At 69.7% G+C, this 17,809-nt stretch carries 19 protein-coding genes and 3 pseudogenes; 16 read left to right on the top strand and 6 right to left on the bottom strand.

What is annotated here, in order from left to right; translation table 11 throughout:
• The first annotated feature begins 131 nt into the window (after window positions 1-131).
• The 10 genes and pseudogenes from FN821_RS10075 (at window position 132) to leuA (ending at window position 8,373) form a co-directional block, all read left to right on the top strand.
• Entirely contained in the window at window positions 132-371 is a 240-nt protein-coding gene (locus FN821_RS10075) for a tetratricopeptide repeat protein (RefSeq protein ID WP_131172393.1), read from the top strand.
• Between the two features lie 4 nt (window positions 372-375).
• Window positions 376-1,110, top strand: coding sequence for a cytochrome c biogenesis CcdA family protein (locus FN821_RS10070; RefSeq protein WP_180319759.1), 735 nt, complete (start codon window positions 376-378; stop codon window positions 1,108-1,110).
• A gap of 23 nt (window positions 1,111-1,133) precedes the next feature.
• Window positions 1,134-1,688: pseudogene (locus FN821_RS15065) on the top strand (cytochrome c biogenesis ResB family protein); the annotation flags it as partial.
• The gene (locus FN821_RS10060) at window positions 1,642-2,601 is read left to right on the top strand and encodes a cytochrome c biogenesis ResB family protein (protein WP_131172395.1); all 960 of its coding nucleotides are present in this window, start codon (window positions 1,642-1,644) and stop codon (window positions 2,599-2,601) included. The pseudogene FN821_RS15065 and the gene FN821_RS10060, both read left to right, overlap by 47 nt.
• Before the next feature lie 35 nt (window positions 2,602-2,636).
• The gene (ccsB, locus tag FN821_RS10055; protein WP_131172396.1) at window positions 2,637-3,596 is read left to right on the top strand and encodes a c-type cytochrome biogenesis protein CcsB; all 960 of its coding nucleotides are present in this window, start codon (window positions 2,637-2,639) and stop codon (window positions 3,594-3,596) included.
• A 51-nt stretch (window positions 3,597-3,647) separates the two neighbouring features.
• Window positions 3,648-4,358, top strand: coding sequence for a TlpA family protein disulfide reductase (locus FN821_RS10050; RefSeq protein WP_131172397.1), 711 nt, complete (start codon window positions 3,648-3,650; stop codon window positions 4,356-4,358).
• Window positions 4,359-4,361: 3 nt separating this feature from the next.
• Window positions 4,362-4,760, top strand: a pseudogene (locus tag FN821_RS15060) (NapC/NirT family cytochrome c); the annotation flags it as partial.
• Between the two features lie 197 nt (window positions 4,761-4,957).
• Entirely contained in the window at window positions 4,958-5,788 is an 831-nt protein-coding gene (locus FN821_RS14715; protein ID WP_241660192.1) for a hypothetical protein, read from the top strand.
• A 2-nt stretch (window positions 5,789-5,790) separates the two neighbouring features.
• On the top strand, window positions 5,791-6,444 hold the full coding sequence (locus FN821_RS10035; RefSeq protein WP_131172399.1) for a MerR family transcriptional regulator: 654 nt from the start codon (window positions 5,791-5,793) through the stop codon (window positions 6,442-6,444).
• Between the two features lie 159 nt (window positions 6,445-6,603).
• The gene (gene leuA, locus FN821_RS10030) at window positions 6,604-8,373 is read left to right on the top strand and encodes a 2-isopropylmalate synthase (protein ID WP_131172400.1); all 1,770 of its coding nucleotides are present in this window, start codon (window positions 6,604-6,606) and stop codon (window positions 8,371-8,373) included.
• A gap of 33 nt (window positions 8,374-8,406) precedes the next feature.
• Here leuA and FN821_RS10025 read toward each other — a convergent pair whose 3' ends face one another.
• Window positions 8,407-8,673: a hypothetical protein gene (locus tag FN821_RS10025; protein ID WP_131172401.1), complete on the bottom strand. Its 267-nt coding sequence runs from the start codon at window positions 8,671-8,673 to the stop codon at window positions 8,407-8,409.
• A gap of 267 nt (window positions 8,674-8,940) precedes the next feature.
• On the bottom strand, window positions 8,941-10,110 hold the full coding sequence (locus tag FN821_RS10020) for a hypothetical protein (RefSeq protein ID WP_131172402.1): 1,170 nt from the start codon (window positions 10,108-10,110) through the stop codon (window positions 8,941-8,943).
• A gap of 213 nt (window positions 10,111-10,323) precedes the next feature.
• Between FN821_RS10020 and FN821_RS10015 the strand changes: the two genes are divergently transcribed.
• The 6 genes and pseudogenes from FN821_RS10015 to FN821_RS15050 all read left to right on the top strand — a co-directional run bounded on the left by FN821_RS10015 (window position 10,324) and on the right by FN821_RS15050 (window position 14,801).
• Window positions 10,324-10,836: a hypothetical protein gene (locus tag FN821_RS10015; protein WP_131172403.1), complete on the top strand. Its 513-nt coding sequence runs from the start codon at window positions 10,324-10,326 to the stop codon at window positions 10,834-10,836.
• 57 nt (window positions 10,837-10,893) lie between these two features.
• Complete coding sequence (gene argG, locus FN821_RS10010; RefSeq protein WP_131172404.1) at window positions 10,894-12,315, top strand: argininosuccinate synthase; 1,422 nt, start codon at window positions 10,894-10,896, stop codon at window positions 12,313-12,315.
• 7 nt (window positions 12,316-12,322) lie between these two features.
• Window positions 12,323-12,610 carry a hypothetical protein gene (locus FN821_RS10005; protein WP_131172405.1) on the top strand — a complete coding sequence of 96 codons (288 nt, stop codon included), beginning with the start codon at window positions 12,323-12,325 and terminating at the stop codon, window positions 12,608-12,610.
• Between the two features lie 71 nt (window positions 12,611-12,681).
• Complete coding sequence (locus FN821_RS10000) at window positions 12,682-14,364, top strand: MFS transporter (protein ID WP_131172406.1); 1,683 nt, start codon at window positions 12,682-12,684, stop codon at window positions 14,362-14,364.
• Between the two features lie 30 nt (window positions 14,365-14,394).
• A pseudogene (locus tag FN821_RS15055) lies at window positions 14,395-14,445 on the top strand (hypothetical protein); the annotation flags it as partial.
• A gap of 41 nt (window positions 14,446-14,486) precedes the next feature.
• Complete coding sequence (locus FN821_RS15050; protein ID WP_425326754.1) at window positions 14,487-14,801, top strand: DUF6855 family protein; 315 nt, start codon at window positions 14,487-14,489, stop codon at window positions 14,799-14,801.
• Here FN821_RS15050 and FN821_RS09990 read toward each other — a convergent pair.
• The 4 genes from FN821_RS09990 to FN821_RS09975 form a co-directional block, all read right to left on the bottom strand.
• Window positions 14,798-15,721 (bottom strand): FAD:protein FMN transferase, encoded by a 924-nt coding sequence (locus tag FN821_RS09990; RefSeq protein WP_131172407.1) that lies wholly within the window; start codon window positions 15,719-15,721, stop codon window positions 14,798-14,800. The genes FN821_RS15050 and FN821_RS09990 overlap by 4 nt on opposite strands.
• Window positions 15,718-16,500: an isoprenyl transferase gene (locus FN821_RS09985; protein ID WP_241660193.1), complete on the bottom strand. Its 783-nt coding sequence runs from the start codon at window positions 16,498-16,500 to the stop codon at window positions 15,718-15,720. The genes FN821_RS09990 and FN821_RS09985 overlap by 4 nt, the downstream gene beginning before the upstream one ends.
• Window positions 16,501-16,585: 85 nt before the next feature.
• Window positions 16,586-17,326 (bottom strand): DNA repair protein RecO, encoded by a 741-nt coding sequence (gene recO, locus FN821_RS09980; RefSeq protein ID WP_131172409.1) that lies wholly within the window; start codon window positions 17,324-17,326, stop codon window positions 16,586-16,588.
• Window positions 17,327-17,374: 48 nt separating this feature from the next.
• Complete coding sequence (locus FN821_RS09975; protein WP_338324585.1) at window positions 17,375-17,797, bottom strand: substrate-binding domain-containing protein; 423 nt, start codon at window positions 17,795-17,797, stop codon at window positions 17,375-17,377.
• Window positions 17,798-17,809 lie beyond the last annotated feature (12 nt).

Genomic DNA, 17,809 nt, shown 5'->3' with positions numbered 1-17,809 from the left:
GATCAGAGCTACTTGGACTTCAGATCATCCTCGGGAAGGTGCGCTCCTTCACGTCACCCGGCCGAGGACCATCCACAGGTTCTGATCATTGCTCCATCGGTGCTGGGGCCTGTGCTTTCTACCAGAGCGACATGACGAACGCCGAAAAGTACTGGGCCGCTGGCGTGGCCGCGCATCCGAACAACCCCGAGCTGCGCTACGACTTGGGCTTCATCTACATGACGACGGGCCGCAGCGCGCAGATGAAGGAGCAGTGGGACAAGGTCGTCGAGCTGGCCCCGAACTCCACGCTGGCCAAGACCGTCCAGCAGCAGGTCGGATCCATCAAGTCCACCGCTTCGCCCGCTCCATCAGCGACGCCGAGCAAGTGATCCCATGATCGAGGTCGGGCTGGCAGTCGCGTTCATCGCGGGGGTGGCGTCGTTCGCGTCGCCCTGCTGCCTGCCCATGGTCCCGGTCTGGGTGAGCTACGTCGTCGGTGCCCACCCCACCCCGGGTCGGGCCGCTCGCTCGGTCGCGTTGCGGCAGTCCCTGGCCTTCGTCGCCGGCTTCACGGTCGTCTTCGTTGCACTCTGGGCCTCGCTCGGCCTCGTCGGCTACGCCCTGCGCGACCAGGCGGCGCTGCTTCGCCAGATCGGGGGAGCGGTCCTGATCATCATGGGCTTGCACGTCGCAGGGCTCATCTCCATCCCGGTCCTGGGCCGCTCGATGGGCCTCGACGCCGGACGCCTCGTCAAGCGCCGCGCGGACGGCACGGTGGCGCAGCAGGGGCCGAGCCTCGGCCGCTCGCTGCTGTTCGGCGTGGTATTCGCGGCGGGCTGGACGCCGTGCGTCGGCCCAACACTGGGCGCGATCATCGGGATGGCGTCCCTTCGGTCCAGCTTCGCCCAGGGCACCCTGCTGCTGCTGGTCTTCGCGCTCGGGCTCGGCCTGCCCTTCGTGCTCGTGGCACTGGGGGCGGACGCCGTCCGACGTCGTCTCGCCTGGTTCACCGCGCACGAGGCCGTCGTCTCCGTCGTAACCGGCGTGCTGCTGATGATCGTCGGCTTCCTGATGATCACCAACCTGCTCGTCAGGCTCTCCCAGTTCTTCCCGCAGTTCCCCGTCTGAAACCGTCTGAAAGTAGTTGCGTGATGACCACACCTGTGAAGGATGGCGCCGAAGTCACCGGTAGCGTTCCGGGGCATGTCGACGCTGTCGACGTCCTCGACGGTGGGCGGCGCCCGAGCGCCGAGGGCGTGAGCATCCTCGGCCGGGTGTGGGGCTTCTTCATCGCGATGCGGACGGGCCTGTTCATCATCCTGATCCTCGGCCTGCTCACCCTCATCGGCACGGTCATCGGTCAGGTGTCCGAGGAGGTGCTCGCGGACCCCGTGGCCTACCAGCAGTGGTTTGAGGCGGGTCCGAGGCAGAAGTTCGGCGGCTGGGCCACGGTCTTTGACGCGCTCGGCCTCTTCCACGTGTTCTCCGCCTGGTATTTCCGGGCACTGTTCGCCACCTTGGCCGTGAGCATCCTCGCCTGCTCGGTGAACCGCGCCCCTCGCCTGTGGCGGGTGGCCACCAAGCCCCGCACGTCGATGAACGACGCGTTCTTCGCTGCGGCGCCGCTGAAGGCCGAGTTCGTCCTGCCGGTGGGCGTCGATGCTGCGGTGGAGCGGGTCAAGGCCGGCTTCGCTCAGGAGCACTTCCGGGTGCTCGACGGCAGCAAGAAGTCCAGGTGCGGATGTGTACGCGGACAAGTTCCGCTGGGGCCCCTTCGGCACGGTGGTGGCCCACCTCAGCTTCTTGATCATCCTGGCCGGGTTCGTCGTCTCCGGGACCTCCGGTTTCAAAGACAACCAGGTCATCGCGCCGATCGGCGTCCCCGTGGCCGTGGGGCACGACACCGGGCTGACCGTGACGGCGATGTCGTTCCAGGACAGCTACTACGACAACGGCTCGCCGAAGGACTACGTGTCCGATCTCGTCGTGACCAAGGGGGGCGTCCAAGTGGCCCGGCAGGAGACCCGGGTCAACACGCCGCTGATCGTGGACGGCGTTTGGTTCCATCAGGCGTTCTTCGGGGTGGGCGCTGACGTCACGGCGACGAAGGACGGTCAGACCATCTTCACCGACACCGTTCCGCTTCAGTGGACCTCCGACGACGGCCAGCGGTCGATTGGGCAGTTCGCCATCCAGTCGGCCGGTGTGTCCGTCTACGTCATCCAGGCGGCGTCCGGGGCGAAGCTCGCGGACCTGCCGGCCGGGTCAGTGGCCCTCGAGGTGCACAAGACCGGCGTCACCGATCCCCAGGTGCAGGTGGTCAGTCAGGGCAAGTCGGCCACCATCGACGGCATCACCTACACGTTCGACCGGAATCGCCAGTACACAGGCCTCGCCATCACGCGCGACCCCGGATCGTGGATCGTCTGGCTGGGCAGCATCCTGCTGATCCTGGGCAGCTACCTCACGTTCTTCCTTCCCCACCGCCGCGTCTGGGTGCGGGTCCGCCCCACCGCGAAGGGCAGCAGCATCCAGGTCGGCTCGCCGATCAAGAGGGACCCGGCCTTCGAGCCGCGGTTCAACGACATCGTCGCCCGCATTCAGTCCACCGAGTCCTAGCCACCTAGCCACCGTCAAGCGAAGGAGCAACCGCCATGCTTGTCTACTCCCAGTACGCGATCGTCGCGGCGCTGGTCGCCACCGCCCTGGCCAGCGTCTGTTACATCTGGGCCGTCGTCAGGGGCCACCAAGAGATCATGGCGGCGTCCGGAGTGCAGCGCCGCACCAAGGTGCTGGTAGGCACCACCGGAGATCACCTCGATGATCTTGAGTCCCTGACCGAGACCCCGGTGGCCAGCACGCAGGTGGCCCCGTCCGGACCCGCCGCTGGCAGCCTGGCTCGGTACGGATCGTTGCTCGCTTGGCTCGCCCTCGGGTTCCTCACCGTCGCCCTGGTGCTGCGCACGATCGTCACCGGCCACGGACCGTTCGTCACCCAGCATGAGTTCGCGACGTCCACCGCGTGGGGCTTCCTCGCGATGTACCTCTTCTTTGAATGGCGGTACCGGGCCCGCACCCTCGCCCTGCTGATGTTGCCCATCACGGCCGGCGCCCTGCTGTATGCGCTGTCGTGGGCCACGACGGCCGATCCGCTGGTTCCGGCCCTGCAGAACAGCCTGCTGCTGACCACGCACATCATCGTCGCCGTGTTCGCCTACGGCGCCTTCGCGGTCTCCGCCGCCGCCGCGGGCCTCTACCTGCTCGTCTCGTACTGGCCGGAGCGCTTCGGTCACGTCCTGCCCAAGGAGGACGTCCTCGACCGGCTCGGCTACCGCGCGGTCGTCATCGGCTACCCCCTGCTCACCATGGTGATCGTCCTGGGCGCCGTCTGGGCCGAGATCGCGTGGGGCAGCTACTGGAGCTGGGATCCCAAGGAGACGGCGTCCCTGGTCACGTGGCTCATCTACGGCGGCTACCTGCACGCACGCGTCGCTCGCGGCTGGGTCGGACGTGGCGCCGCCTACCTGCTGCTCGTCGCCTTTGCCTCGGTCATCCTGACCTTCGTCGGCAACGCCTTCTTCGGCGGCCTGCACAGTTACGGCACCGGTCGCTAGCCGGACGCCTCACGCCGGGCCCCGGTGGCCCGGCACGGGAAGGGAACGAACATGTCAGACCACGTGGACGAGTCGTTCGACGAGTTCCTCGACGACGACGTCGATGAGCCGGCCCGTCCTGTCCGGCTGGCGCCGGTGGATGTGCTGTCGGACGCTCCTGCTGGGGCCCGGGAGCGCATCAGGTCGTCCAAGCTCGGCACCCTGGTGGTCCTGCTGATCACCGCCGCGGTGGTCGCCGGGGGCGTGTGGCTGGTCAACCAGGGCAATGCCAAGAACGCTGCCGCGCAGACCGCCGGCGGGACCGTCGTCAAGATGCCGGGGATCTCCAAGGTGGCCCCTCCGGAAGTGGGCAAGCCGGCGCAGGACTTCACCATTACGACCTATGACGGCAAGTCGGTGTCGCTGTCGGGACTCAAGGGCAAGGCCGTCTGGGTGACGTTTGGCGCCAGCTGGTGCTCCGGCTGCCAGGCCGAGGTCCCCGACATCAACGCCGCAGCCAAGGCGTTCGAAAGCAAGGGCGTTGTCGTCTTGGGGGTCAACATCTCCGAGGACAACGCCGCCGTGAAGGCGTACGCCCAGCGGATCGGGCTGATGTACCCGATCGGCGCCGACCCAGAGTCCGCCATCGCGGACGACTACGCGGTCTCCGCGATTCCCTCGCACTTCTTCATCGACGCCAACGGCGTCGTCCGCGACATCCGCCTCGGCGCCCTGTCGCCGTCGATGATGGAATCCATCCTCAACAAGCTGGTGGCGTCATGAACGATGATCCCGACTCCCCGGATGCCCCTGACGTCTCCGACAACGGTGTCGCGGAGCCGTCGGTGTCCGCCACCACCCCCAAAGCCCCGCGGACGCCTCCGCCGGTTGCTGGACCGCATCCCGATTCCGCGTCCCGACACGAAGCGCGGCGCGATCTTCCTGATCCTGGCCGTCCTGGCGGTGGGTGCTGCCGTGACCCTGGCCGGGGTGCACGTGGTCGAGTACTCCGGGAGCACGGCCTTCTGCACCCAGCTCTGCCACACGATGGAGCCGCAGAAGAAGGCGCATGCGGCGTCCACTCACTCCGAGGTCGAGTGCGGGTCCTGCCACGTGGCCCCCGGCGTCTACGGCTTCGTCAAGGCGAAGCTGGAGGGCACCCACGAGCTGTTTGCCCTGATCACCAACACCTACCCGCGGCCGATCCCCGCGATCGAGCACTCGAAGCTGCCTTCGACCACGGTGACCTGCCAGGCCTGCCACCCGCTGGCGACCCGAAGACCGGCGAGCACGTCACGTACATCAGCCTCGCCAAGATCCGGCAGTCGAACGACGCCGGCAACGAGGTCCAGCGGCTCAAGGCCGCGGGACAGGTGCGGACGATGGACTGCACTGACGGCCACAACCGGGTCGGGCACTCGGTGCCGTCGGTGTCCAAGGCCGTTGACGAGTCCATGGTGGCGGGAGCGATCGATCCCAGCCTGCCCTACGTCAAGCGCAGCGCGGTCGCACTGCTGACCCGGCCCTACGCGTCCGCCGAGGCCGCTCAGACCGCGATCAACGGCTTGGGCGTCCAGTACGCGCAGGCGTATCCGCCCGTCGCGACGGCCAAGGCCAAAGAGATCAGCGCGGCCAGCCAGGAACTGAACAAGCTCTACAGCCTGATCGCGACGCCGCACATGAACACCGGCGACATGACGTACGCCGACAACCTCGGCCACCAGAACGCGCCAGACTGCTTCCGCTGCCATGACGGAGCGCACTTCAAGGTGGTCGGGAACCAGGTCACCAAGGACGCGATCCCGTCCACGTGCAACACCTGTCACACGTTCCCCCAGATCGCCAGCGGCAACTTCATCCCGCAGGGCGCGACGCAGTTCGGCCCGACGTCGGCGGTCCCGGTGGGCGAGAAACCGGCCGACCACAACGACACCCTGTGGGTCTTCAACCACCGCAACGTGGCCGGCGGCGTCAACCCGACCGGCACCAGCTGCGGCTCCTGCCACACGCCGTCGTACTGCTCGACCTGCCACGACAGCGGTGCGATCGAGGTCGATCACTACCAGATGCTCTACAACCACGCCCAGTCCGTACGGGACGCCGGCGCCACCACGGCCTGCGCGGTCTGCCATCAGCCCTCGTACTGCGATCAGTGCCACCAGGGGGACATTCTGGGCCCGACCAACAGCCACCTCGACAAGCCGGGAGGGTAGTCGTGCGCACAGCCACCGCGCGGGTGCCCACCCCGGACAGCGAGGTGTGGCTCTCGGTCCACGACGCCAGCGCGATGCTGGGTGTCTCGCCCGCGACCCTGCGGCGCTGGAGCGTCGCAGGCGAGATCGAGGCGTTCACCACCCCGGGTGGGCATCGCAGGTTCGCCCTGTCGACCTTGCGGGCCCTGCTGCGGATGTCGTCCCAGACCCCGGTGCGGCTGGCTGCCTTGGGGGAGTCCTCCGAGCGCCTGGTCAAGGTGATCCGCAGGCACGCGCGGTCGGCGTCCGGGAACTGCTCCTGGCTAAGAGGCGTGGCCGACGAGAATCGGGAGACCTTGCGCGAGCAGAGTCGCGCCATGGTCCAGGGACTGGTCGGTTACTTGGACGCCGCGACCCCCGATGCCCAGGACGCGGCCCTGTCGGACGCCGAGACCGCGGCCCGCGTTGTCGGGGCCATGTCTGCGGCCCACGGCGGCGACCTGGTCGAAAGCTTCGGGGTGTTCCTGCGTTTCCGGTCGCTGGTGATGCGCGAACTGTGCTCCCTGGCGGTGCGGCGCAGTCTGTCGACGCCCGAGGCGACCACCTTGCTCACGAGGGGCGGCGAGGCGGTGGATCGCATGCTGGCTGCGATGGTGGACGCCCATGCGGCCGCCTGAGCGGCCGTGTGTATAGTGCTCGCCATGGCTAGGGCGTGCCTGCTTCTTGGACGCCGCAGCGAGGCCTAGGGCGTCCCTCGTGGGCAGCCGGTCAGGCTTCCTCGTTGCGGAGTTTCGCCACGCCTGGCGTCGGATCAGCCATCAATCGAGGAAGACACCATGACCGACACTGTCGCGAGCACGAGCCCCTTCGGCACCCGGATCCAGGGCCGCGCCAACCTGCAGCAGCCCAGCCCGATGCCGCACCATCGCTACCACCCCTTCAACCCCATCGAACTGCCCGATCGCACGTGGCCGTCCAAGAAGGTCACCCAGGCACCGCGCTGGCTTTCGACCGATCTGCGCGACGGCAACCAGGCGCTGATCGATCCCATGACGCCGGCCCGCAAGCTCAAGCTGTTCAACCTGCTGGTCGGCATGGGGTTCAAGGAGATCGAGATCGGCTTCCCGTCGGCGTCCCAGACGGACTTCGAGTTCGTCCGGAAGCTGATCGACGAGGGCCGCATCCCGGACGACGTCCAGATCACCGTGCTGACCCAGGCGCGCGAGGACCTGATCTCGCGCACAGCCGAGTCGCTGGTCGGGGCCAAGCGGGCCAACATCCACATGTACAACGCGACGGCCGAGATGTTCCGGCGCGTGGTGTTCGGCATGGACGAGGCCCAGTGCATCGCGATGGCGCGCCGGGGCACCGAGCTGGTCATGAAGTACGCCGAGCAGTACCTGGGCGAGACGGCGTTCGGCTTCCAGTACAGCCCCGAAATCTTCACCCAGACGCCCACGGACTTCGCCATCGAGGTCTGCAACGCCGTCATGGACATCTGGCAGCCCGGTCCGGACCGCGAGATCATCCTCAACCTGCCGGCCACCGTTGAGATGTCGACGCCCAACACCCACGCCGACCAGATCGAGTACTTCGGACGCCACATCCGCAACCGCGACAACGTGTGCATCTCGTTGCACCCGCACAACGACCGCGGGACGGCCGTGGCCGCGGTTGAGCTGGGCCTGATGGCCGGCGCCGATCGGGTCGAGGGCTGCCTGTTCGGCCACGGCGAGCGGACCGGCAACGCCGACCTGGTGACGCTGGCGATGAACCTGTTCAGCCAGGGGATTGATCCGCAGCTCGACTTCAGCAACATCGACGAAGTCCGCCGCGTGGTCGAGTACTGCACCGGACTGCCGGTCCACCCGCGCCACCCCTACGCCGGCGACCTCGTCTACACCGCCTTCTCGGGGTCGCATCAGGACGCCATCAAGAAGGGCCTGGAGTCGCTCGAGAAGAAGGCCAAAGCCGAGGGCAAGTCCATGCACGACATCGCGTGGGAGGCCCCGTACCTGCCGATCGATCCGCATGATGTGGGCCGCACCTACGAGGCCGTGATCCGGGTCAACAGCCAGTCCGGCAAGGGCGGCATGGCCTACATCATGAAGACCGACCACAACATGGACCTGCCGCGCCGGCTGCAGATCGAGTTCAGCCGCGTCGTCCAGCGCCACACGGACTCCGCCGGTGGTGAGGTCAGTTCCGACACGATCTGGCAGATCTTCAACGACGAGTACCTGACCCACACGACCCCTCTCAAGCTGGTGAAGTACACGTCGGCGTCCGTCGACGAGGGTTACACCGTGGACGCCGTGGTCGCGATCGACGGTGTCGAGCGCACGGTCTCGGGGGAGGGCAACGGTCCCCTGTCGGCCTTCGTGGACGCCCTGGGCTCGGCCGGGTTCGAGGTCCGGGTGCTCGACTACACCGAGCACGCGCTCAGCAAGGGCGGCGATGCCACGGCTGCGGCGTACGTCGAGTGCGAGGTCGGCGATCCCGAGCACGCCGAGGTCCTGTGGGGCGTGGGCATGTCCCAGTCGATCGTGACGGCGTCCATGCGCGCCGTGGTCAGCGCCATCAACCGGCACTCCACGCGCGACTGAGCGAATCTCGCGGCGGCGCCGTGGCCCTCGGGGCTACGGCGTCGCTGTCGTTGCGGGCGGTGCCGGAGCCGTCGTCGAGGTAGCCGGCGCGGCCGCCGTCGTGGTGGTGGTCGTCGTCGCGGCCTGGACCGGGGGAGTCATCCGCACGGGTGCCTTGGTCGTCACTTTGGTCGTCGCCTCGGTGGTGGCGGCCGCGTGGGTCGTCGAGACCGTCGGGCTCGGGCTCGGCGTGTGCGTCGGGGAGGCGCTCGGCCCAGGGGACGCCATGGGCGTAGCGGTCTGCGCAGCGGGCCTGCTCACAGACGGGCTCTCAGCCGGTTGGGCGAGTGCCACGGTGGCGTTTCCGGCACTGGAGTTGGCGCGCAGAGAAGCGATCATGGCCGGGCCTGCCCCTACCCCCACCGCCGCCAGGGCGAGGACGGCCGCCGCCGCGGCCGCACCTCGGCGACGGAGCGACCCTGGATCAGCCTCGGGCCGCGCGGGCGGGGAGTCCGTGTACGGAATCGGTTCGGGGGTGCTGGCTGGCTGCACTGCGGACACGGCAAAGAGGGCGTGGGTCGCCGGGTGCTAGGGCTCGCTGAAGGGGAGCGCTTCTGGTGCGCTGTGCGGCTCCTGCGTCTCCGGCGCCTCGATGGGTGGACGCGCTGCCGGAGGCGGCGACTCGCTCAAGAGAACCGCTCCCAGGTCGGCGGCCACCGCTACGGCCGCGGTGGCGATGGGGCGTTGGCGGCCGAGAGCGGGGACGCCGTGACGAGGGGCGATCGGCGGCTCCCGCGCCGGTGCCGCCAGGGGCGGGCGGTTGGCCGGGGGCGGTACCGCGAAAGCCCAGGCGTCGTGAGGTTCGTCCCCGGACGCGACCGCCGGCCCGGACGCCGCCAGGGGCTTGAGCACCGCCACGGCCGCCTCCGGGGCCGACGAGACTGCCTCCCCGAACCTCGCTGACAAGGCACTGATGATGGGCGAGGACGGGCCGCAGCCCTCGACCAGCACGGACCGGGGGAGCGCCGCACCCTGGGCTTCGAGCGCTGTCAAGAGGCCCTCGGCGGCCGAGTTCGCCACCCGAGCGACGGGCCGGTCGAGCTGAGCCCGGCTGATCCGGACGGCTGACAGTCCGGGCAGTTGAACGTCGAGGCGCTGGGCCCGGGGTAGCAGCACGGGCGCGGCCTCGCAGCCGGCGGCGAGGCCGCGCGCCTCGGAGTCGGTGAGCCGGCGTCCGGCTGCGGTTTCGGCCTCTCTCCGGGCGATCTCCGTCGTGTGGTCGACGAGGTCGTCGGTGGTGAGCTGGAAAGGGAACTGGCCGATCGTCCGGCCCTGCGGTGCGTCCAGGAGGGTCGCGGTGGACGCCTCAGGCCCGAGGTTGATGACCAGGACGCCGCCGGCGGGCTCGCCTGCACTGAGCGCAGCCAGCACCGCCGCGTGCTCGGCCACCTCGACGCTCGGCGCTCCCGCCGTGGCCAGGGCATCGGTGAACTCCTGCAGCACGGCGGGCGACCACCGCGGCGGGGTGACGAGGATGACCCGGTCGGTCGTGGACGGCAGCGCGCCCGTCAGGATGCGCGCGACCAGCTCGGTGGCGCTGTGCGCGGTGCCGCCGAGCAGGACGGGCACGGCATCGCCGATGCGCAGCGTCAGGCGGTCCCAGCCGGCCCCGGGCTCCTCTCGAAGCAGGTCGGCCGCCTCCTGGCCAGCACGACGGCTCCATCGCGCCAGGTGGCGGCGGCCGGGACGCTCCAGCAACGGACGGTCCCCATCTCGCGCGTCGCCAAACGGAGCCCGGCGCCCCGAAGGTCGACGGCAACGTTGGCGGCTGGTCCGAACAAGGTGTGATTGCTCCTGGCGTGCTGGTTCTGACAACGCTGGCGGGGATCTCTTAACGGTCCTGCCCCGGCTTTCGTCCGGGCGTGAACCACGATGATGCCAGCCTGCGGAGGACCAGTGCGCGACGACGCGATGCCATCGCTCGATGACGTGCGCGCGGCCATCGCCCACGAGCGCCTGGTGGCCTGGGACGACGAGGCCGTCACCGCCCAACTCAAGGACCTCCAGGCCCAACTGGACGCCAGCGCGGACGCCCCACCTGACCAGCAGCTTGCCGCCGCCGAGGCCGTGGCGGAGGCTCTAGATCGGCTCCGGTCCGCCAAGGGTCAGGCCCAGGGCCAGGCGGCCGCTCCCACGCCGCGCCCGGCTCCGGCGGGCGACCGTCCCGTGGACGCACGCACCCTGCTGGCCCGGCCGGTGTCCGGCCTCAACTCGGACCGGCGGCGGGTCGCCGTCGACCTGTTGGAGGCGGCCTACAACCCGAATGCCTACCTCGATTCCTGGCACCCGGCCGACCTGCTAGCCGAGCTGGCGCTCTGGCGCTCCGCGGCGTCCGACCCGACCTTAGGGCGTCCGGTCCGCCGGGCCGCCGCGCAGGTGGGGCGTGCCTGCGAGCAGTTGCTGTCCGCGCGCTCCACCAACTGACCCGACCCGCGCGAGACCGGGCGCGTCGGCGTCCGCAGCGTCGATAGGATCGACGCCATGCCCAAAGTCCTCATGAAGCTCCCGGTCGGGGAGAAGGTCGGTCTCGCATTCTCTGGTGGTCTGGACACCTCGGTGGCCGTCGCCTGGATGCGCGAGAAGGGCGCGATCCCGTGCACGTACACCGCGGACATCGGCCAGTACGACGAGCCCGACATCGACTCGGTGCCGGGACGGGCAACGGAGTACGGCGCCGAGATCGCTCGCCTGGTCGACTGCACCGAGAACCTGGTCCATGAGGGACTGGTGGCGCTGAGCTGCGGCGCCTTCCACATCCGCTCCGCGGGCCTGCCGTACTTCAACACCACCCCGCTGGGACGCGCGGTGACCGGCACCATGCTCGTCAACGCCATGTTCGCCGACGGCGTCAACGTGTGGGGCGACGGCTCCACGTACAAGGGCAACGACATCGAACGGTTCTACCGCTACGGGCTGCTCGCCAACCCCGAGTTGCGCATCTACAAGCCCTGGCTCGATTCCGACTTCGTCAACGAGTTGGGCGGACGCCACGAGATGAGCGTCTGGCTGAAGGAGCGCAACCTGCCCTACCGCGACTCGGTCGAGAAGGCGTATTCGACGGACGCCAACATCTGGGGCGCCACGCACGAGGCCAAGACCCTGGAGCACCTGAACGAGTCGATGGACATCGTCGAGCCGATCATGGGCGTCGCGCACTGGCGCGACGGCGTCCAGATCGACCCCGAGATCGTGTCGATCACGTTCGAGCAGGGCTGGCCGGTCGCGATCAACGGCGAACGCCTCGACCCGGTCGCTCTGGTGCGCAAGGCCAACGAGATCGGCGGACGCCACGGGCTCGGCATGACCGACCAGATCGAGAACCGCATCATCGAGGCCAAGAGCCGCGGCATCTACGAGGCGCCCGGCATGGCGCTGCTGCACATCGGCTACGAGCGGCTGGTCAACGCGATCCACAACGAGGACACGGTCGCCAGCTACCACAACGAGGGCCGCAAGCTCGGTCGCCTGTTGTACGAGGGCCGCTGGCTCGACCCGCAGGCGCTGATGATCCGCACGTCGATCCAGACCTGGGTGGGCTCGGCGGTCACGGGCACCGTGACGGTCCGGCTGCGCCGTGGCTGGGATTACACGGTCCTCGACACCGAGGGCCCGCAGCTCAGCTACCACCCCGAGAAGTTGTCGATGGAGCGCGTCGACGACGCCGCCTTCGGCCCGGTCGACCGGATCGGTCAGCTGACCATGCGGAACCTCGACATCGCCGACACCCGCACGCGACTTGAGCAGTACAGCGCCCTCGGCCTCGTCGGCGGCACTGTTGCCAAGCTCGTCGGCCCGCTGGAGGCCGGCCTCGCCAAGCGTTACCTCACCGACCAGATGGAGAAGGTCGACCCCGAGATCGAGGTTGCCCAGGCCGACGGCTCCTTCGACCTCGGCACGGACTGACCTCGCCGTGGACCTGTCCGACGTCGAGTGGGGCGACGTCCTGAGCGACGCGGACGGCGTCCTGGCCGTCGAGGGTCGGGTCGGCGATGCCGACGTGCTCGTGCTGCGGTTCGCCGATCCGGGCGACCGTGACGCGGTCGCGTCCGGCCTGCGGGCGGACGCCGCAGGCCCGGCCTTACCGGTGCTCGGCTCCGGCGAGGGCTGGGTGATCCTGGGCGTGGACGACGGCTTCGACGCCCTCCTCGAGCAGCGGGGATTCGAGGCGGAGGCGTCCTCGGGTCAACCGTTCGGTTGATCGGCTCGCCTTGCCTCGCTCAGACGCCGCGGACTACCTTTTAGGGACACAATGTCTCTAAGAAGGTTTCGATGAGCACCTCACCCATGCCAAGCCGAGCCGACGGCGTCCGACCAGGCACGTCGCCTTGGCGCGCACTCGCGGTGCTGGCCGCCGGGCTGGCCATGATCGTCCTCGACGGCACCATCGTCGGCATCGCGCTGCCGACGATCATCTTCGATCTGCACCTCGGCATTGCCGAGTCGGTGTGGGTCAACTCGGTGTACTCGATGATCTTCGCCGGGCTGCTGTTGAGCGCGGGCTGGCTCAGTGACCGCATCGGACGCCGCCTGCAGTTCCTGATCGGCGTCGGTGTGTTCATCGTGGGCAGCGTCCTGGCCGGGGTCGCCGCGGACGCCGGACTGCTGATCGCGTCCCGCGCGGTCCAGGGCGTCGGCGGGGCCCTGATCATGCCGACCACCGTGTCGACCATCAACGTCCTCTTCCGTGGACGCGATCGCGCGGCCGCGTTCGGGATCTGGGGCGCCGTCATGTCGGGCACCGCCGCGATCGGGCCGCTGCTCGGCGCGGCGCTGACCCAGTACGCCGACTGGCGCTGGGTCTTCTTCGTCAACGTCCCGGTGGGCCTGGTGGTGCTGGTGCTGGGCGCGCTGTGGATCCCGGAGAATCGGGGAGTTCAGCGGGTCGGCTTCGACCTGGCCGGACTGGTCCTGAGCGCAGGCGCCCTGAGCCTGCTGGTGTTCGGGCTCATCGAGGGCACTGACCTGGGCTGGTGGCGTCCGAAGGACGTCTTCGTCCTGGGCCCCCTGACCTGGCCCGAGACCGCTGCGGTGTCGCCGGTCCCGGTCGCGCTGGGGCTTGGTCTCGTCATGCTGGTGGCGTTCATCGTCGTCCAGCGAAACCGGGCACGGGCGGGGCGCGGGGTCATCCTGGACCTGGGGCTGTTCGCCCTGCCCACCTTCACGTGGGGCAACGTCGCCGCCGCGATGGTGGCCGTCGGCGAGTTCGCCCTGGTGTTCGTGATGCCCCTGTTCCTGATCTTCGTCGCGGGGCTGGACGTGCTGGCCGCCGGTTGGGTGTTGGCCGCGATGGCCATCGGCGCCTTCGCGTCAGGTGCGGCAGCGCGGCACCTGGCCGCGGCGCTCGGCGCCGCCTCGGTCGTGGTGCTGGGCTTGGTGCTGGAGGTCGTTGGAGTCGCTGCCACGGCGCTCGTCCTCACCCCGTCCACGCCGGCTGCCCTCATCGCCGCCACGATGGCCGTGTATGGGCTCGGTCTGGGGCTCGCGGCGGCCCAGCTGACCTCGACCGTCATGGTCGCCGTGCCCCAGGCGATGTCGGGCGCGGCGTCCGCGGCGCAGAGCACCGTCCGGCAGGTCGGCTCGGCCTTGGGTTCGGCGTTGGCCGGGACGACCCTGGCGATCGGTCTCGGGGTCATGCTGCCCGTCCGCCTCGCCGAGATCCCGGGCCTGCCGGCCAACGTCCCGGACCAGGTCGTCTCCGCCACGATCGACAGCGTCGGAGCGCTGATCCCGTTGCTGCGCTCGGGCAAGGGCTACAACACGCTCGGCGAGTGGCGGTTGCCCGTCGGGGACGCCCTGGCCCACGGCTTTGCGGACGCCACCGTCGTCACGCTGTGGGTGGCCGTCGCCTTCCTCGTCCTGGGCCTGCTCGCCTCGATGCTCGTGCAGCGCTACGGACGCGACGCCCACGCGGCTGACGTGGCCGCAGAGGCGTCCGGGACTCGTCAGCCGTAGGGTGACGCCCCACGCGCGAAAGGACCGCGCATGACCCTCGGGACCAAAGATGAGCCCTGGCAGTTGACGACGGCCCCGGGCACGTCGTCCTACACGATGTACCGCGATGGCGAGACGCGGCACTGCCAGTCGGCTCCACCAAGCTCAGCTACCAAGCCCGGGCGATCGACGACCTGCACGCGTGGCTCGTCGCGCAGGGCGACTGGGTTCCGCTCGGCGCGGCTGACGAGAACAAGCCCGCCGCGCCCGGCACCGTCGAGGCGTTCGGCCGCGACGAGGCCAACCCGGTCGGGGTTTCTACGGGCTCCGCAAGGCTACCGAGGACGGCCCGGCATGTACCTGCCCCCGCTGCTGGAGCTGCTGGGGGCTGGTCGAGCTCACCCACGAGGCGCGCAACAACAGCGTGCGGGCCATCAGCCGCTAGCGACCGCGTCTAGGACGCGCTGCTGCAGCCACCGACGCGCGGCCAGCCCTCGGACTTGACCACGCGTCCGTCCGCGTGGACGACGATCCACTCGCACGAGGGCACCTGCGCCACGGACGACCCCCAGCCGACGCCGATCACGGTCGCCAGTGCGTCCGCGGTCATCGCCTCGGGCGCCAGGGTCGCCACCGCCACGATGTCGTCGTTGGGCCAGCCGGTCCGCGGGTCGATGATGTCGCGGAGTCGGCGATCGCCGACCTGGAAGCCGCCGCGCAGGCGCGAGGAGCGCGTGAGGGCGGCGTCCCGCAGGTGCACGACCTCGAGCGGCTCGGAGTCCCCGGGTTCGGCGAAGAGGTTCAGCAGAGGCACCAGAACGCCGCCGCTGCCCTGATGGCGCTGGTCGCCACCCGCGTCCAGGCGGATGGAGGACGCCAGCCCCAGGCGCCAGCCGACCTGCATGGCCCGATCGAGGATGTAGCCGCGGGCGATCGAACTGAGGTCGACCTGGGAGCAGTCGCCCGTGCGGCGGATGGGTCCGTTCACCGCGGTGTACGGAAGCTCCAGGGCGGCGGCCAGTTGCCTCATCTCGGACGCCGTCGGCAGGGTCCCTTCCGCCTCGGCCCGCTGCCAACGCCGCACCAAGGCGGCGGAGCCCGGATGGAAGGCCCCGCGGGAGAAGACCCAGAACCGTTCGGACGCCGCGAGCACCCGTCCCAGCTCGGGCGAGACCGCGGACTCCTCCTGATCGGACGCCTTCCACTGCGAGAGCTCGCTGGCGGGGTCGTCGGGGTCGAAGATGCGTTCGAGGCGGTCAATCTCGGCCAGCACGGCCGAGATGACCTGGTCAGCCGCGCGCGGGTGGGCGTCCACGGACACGTCGATGGGCTCCCCGAGGAGCAGCGGTGACGTCGTCGACGGGTGGCTCGCGGTCATCGCGGCCCCACGGCGTTGGGCAGGGCGCCCCCGTAGCGGCGGTCGCGTCCGGCGTACAGCTCGATCGCGTGCCACAGATCTCGGCGGTCGAAGTCCGGCCAGAGCCGGTCCAGGAACACCAGCTCGGCGTACGCCGACTGCCACAGCAGGAAGTTCGAGGTGCGCTGCTCGCCGGAGCTGCGCACGAAGAGGTCGACGTCGGGGATGTCCGGCTCGTCGAGGTGGCGAGCGAAGGACGCTTCGGTGATCTTCTCGGGATCGAGGCGTCCGGCTCTGGCGAGGCGCGCGAGCTCGCGCGCGGCGTCCACGATCTCGGCGCGCCCGCCGTAGTTGACGCAGAACTGCAGCGTGATCACGTCGTTGCCGGCGCTCATCCGCTCGGCCTCTTCGAGCTCGCGGACGACGCTCTTCCACAGCTTCGGATAACGGCCCGCCCAGCGGATCCGGACGCCGAGGTCATTGAGCTCGTCGCGCCGCCGATGGATCACGTCGCGGTTGAAGCCCATCAGGTAGCGGACCTCGTCGGGGGAGCGCTTCCAGTTCTCGGTGGAGAACGCGTAGGCGCTCAGGTACTTGACGCCGACCTCGATCGCACCGTGGATCACGTCCAGCAGGGACGCCTCGCCGCGCGCGTGGCCCTCGGTGCGGGGGAGTCCGCGCTCCTTGGCCCAGCGTCCGTTGCCGTCCATGACGATGGCGACGTGCCGGGGCACCAGCCGCGCCGGGATCGCGGGCGGGCGCGCACCGCTTGGATGCGGGCGAGGTGGCGAAAAGGTCACGAATCGGATACTAAACCCGCCCGCGCGTCCTCGTTCGGCGGGGCCCGCAAATGCGCACGCCAGCGGGCCGCGGCGGCGGCGTCCGTCAGCGAACGACGTAGTCGAGCGAGCGCAGGCCGCGGTCCAGGTGCCAGGCGACGAAGGCGGCGAGCAGTCCGGACGCCTGTCGTTGCGTCGGCTCGGAGGCGTCCCGGGTGGCGGGCCAGTCGCCCGTGATGAGCGCCTGGAGGTAGTCGAGGGTGGCGCCAGTGAAGAGGCCCGAGCCGGGCGGACGACACGTCCGGCAGACGCTGCCGCCGGACGACGGGCTGAAGGACTCGTGGGGCCCAGCCGCGCCGCAGACGGCGCAGTCGGTGAGCGCCGGGGCGAAGCCAGCGGCCGCGACGGCTCGGATCAGGTACGAGTCCATGATCATCGTCGACGGACGCCGTCCGTCGCTGGTGCCGTGGGTCAGGGCGTGCAACCCCCCGACGAGCAGCTTGAACTGCCTCACACTTGGCTGGCCCTCCTCGGAGACGAGTCGATCGGCCGTCTCCAGCATCACCTGGCCCGCCGTGAAACCGGGGTAGTCGCCGGTCAGCGGCTCCGAGTAGGGACGGATCGTCACCGCCTCGGTGATCACGTCGAGGGTGCGTCCGGTGGCGAACTGCAGGTCGACGTGGGAGAAGGGCTCCAGGCGCGCCCCGAACTTCGACGACGTGCGGCGGACGCCGCGGGCGACCGCCCGAACCTTGCCGTGGCGCTGTGAGAGCAGGGTGATGATGCGGTCCGCCTCGCCCAGCTTGTGGGTGCGCAGGACCACTCCCTCGTCGCGGTAGGTCGGCACGCCGGCCATTCTCGCACCCGGTGTCGGGACGCCCCGGGAGGCGGTCGCTCAGCGCGTGCTGTGGCGGACAACCAGCGTGGGCGGCAGCGCCTGGAGCGACGGACTTTCGCCCGAGATGGCCGACAGCAGTACCTGCACGCAGAGCTCGCCCACCTGTTCTAGGGGCTGCCGGACCGTGGTCAGCGCCGGATGCAGGTAGGCGGCGGTGGGGAGGTCGTCGAAGCCCACCACCGAGACGTTCTCGGGGACGCGGATCCGACGTTCCCGGAACGCTGCAAGCAGGCCCACCGCGGTGAGGTCGTTGGCGCAGAAGATGGCGTCCGGCAGGCGGCGTTTGTCCCAGGCCTGCCCGATCTCATAGCCGCGCGGGGCGCTCCAGTCGCCGACGATGAGGTCGTGGGGCTGAAGTCCGGCCGCGGCGAGAGCTTCCCGCCAGCCGTCCACCCGGCAATCCGCATCGAACCAACCCACGGGTCCCGAGAC

Source organism: Propioniciclava tarda (assembly GCF_900182665.1).
In the GTDB taxonomy this organism is placed as follows: domain Bacteria; phylum Actinomycetota; class Actinomycetes; order Propionibacteriales; family Propionibacteriaceae; genus Propioniciclava; species Propioniciclava tarda.
This window is presented reverse-complemented; position numbering and strand designations above follow the sequence as displayed.

Coding starts and splice junctions, on each gene's coding strand:
- FN821_RS09990 (WP_131172407.1), bottom strand. CDS start 15,721: ATGACCGCGAGCCACCCGTCGACGACGTCACCGCTGCTCCTCGGGGAG.
- FN821_RS10075 (WP_131172393.1), top strand. CDS start 132: ATGACGAACGCCGAAAAGTACTGGGCCGCTGGCGTGGCCGCGCATCCG.
- FN821_RS10050 (WP_131172397.1), top strand. CDS start 3,648: ATGTCAGACCACGTGGACGAGTCGTTCGACGAGTTCCTCGACGACGAC.
- FN821_RS10070 (WP_180319759.1), top strand. CDS start 376: ATGATCGAGGTCGGGCTGGCAGTCGCGTTCATCGCGGGGGTGGCGTCG.
- FN821_RS10015 (WP_131172403.1), top strand. CDS start 10,324: ATGCCATCGCTCGATGACGTGCGCGCGGCCATCGCCCACGAGCGCCTG.
- FN821_RS10000 (WP_131172406.1), top strand. CDS start 12,682: ATGAGCACCTCACCCATGCCAAGCCGAGCCGACGGCGTCCGACCAGGC.
- argG (WP_131172404.1), top strand. CDS start 10,894: ATGCCCAAAGTCCTCATGAAGCTCCCGGTCGGGGAGAAGGTCGGTCTC.
- ccsB (WP_131172396.1), top strand. CDS start 2,637: ATGCTTGTCTACTCCCAGTACGCGATCGTCGCGGCGCTGGTCGCCACC.
- FN821_RS10060 (WP_131172395.1), top strand. CDS start 1,642: ATGCTGCGGTGGAGCGGGTCAAGGCCGGCTTCGCTCAGGAGCACTTCC.
- leuA (WP_131172400.1), top strand. CDS start 6,604: ATGACCGACACTGTCGCGAGCACGAGCCCCTTCGGCACCCGGATCCAG.
- FN821_RS14715 (WP_241660192.1), top strand. CDS start 4,958: ATGGACTGCACTGACGGCCACAACCGGGTCGGGCACTCGGTGCCGTCG.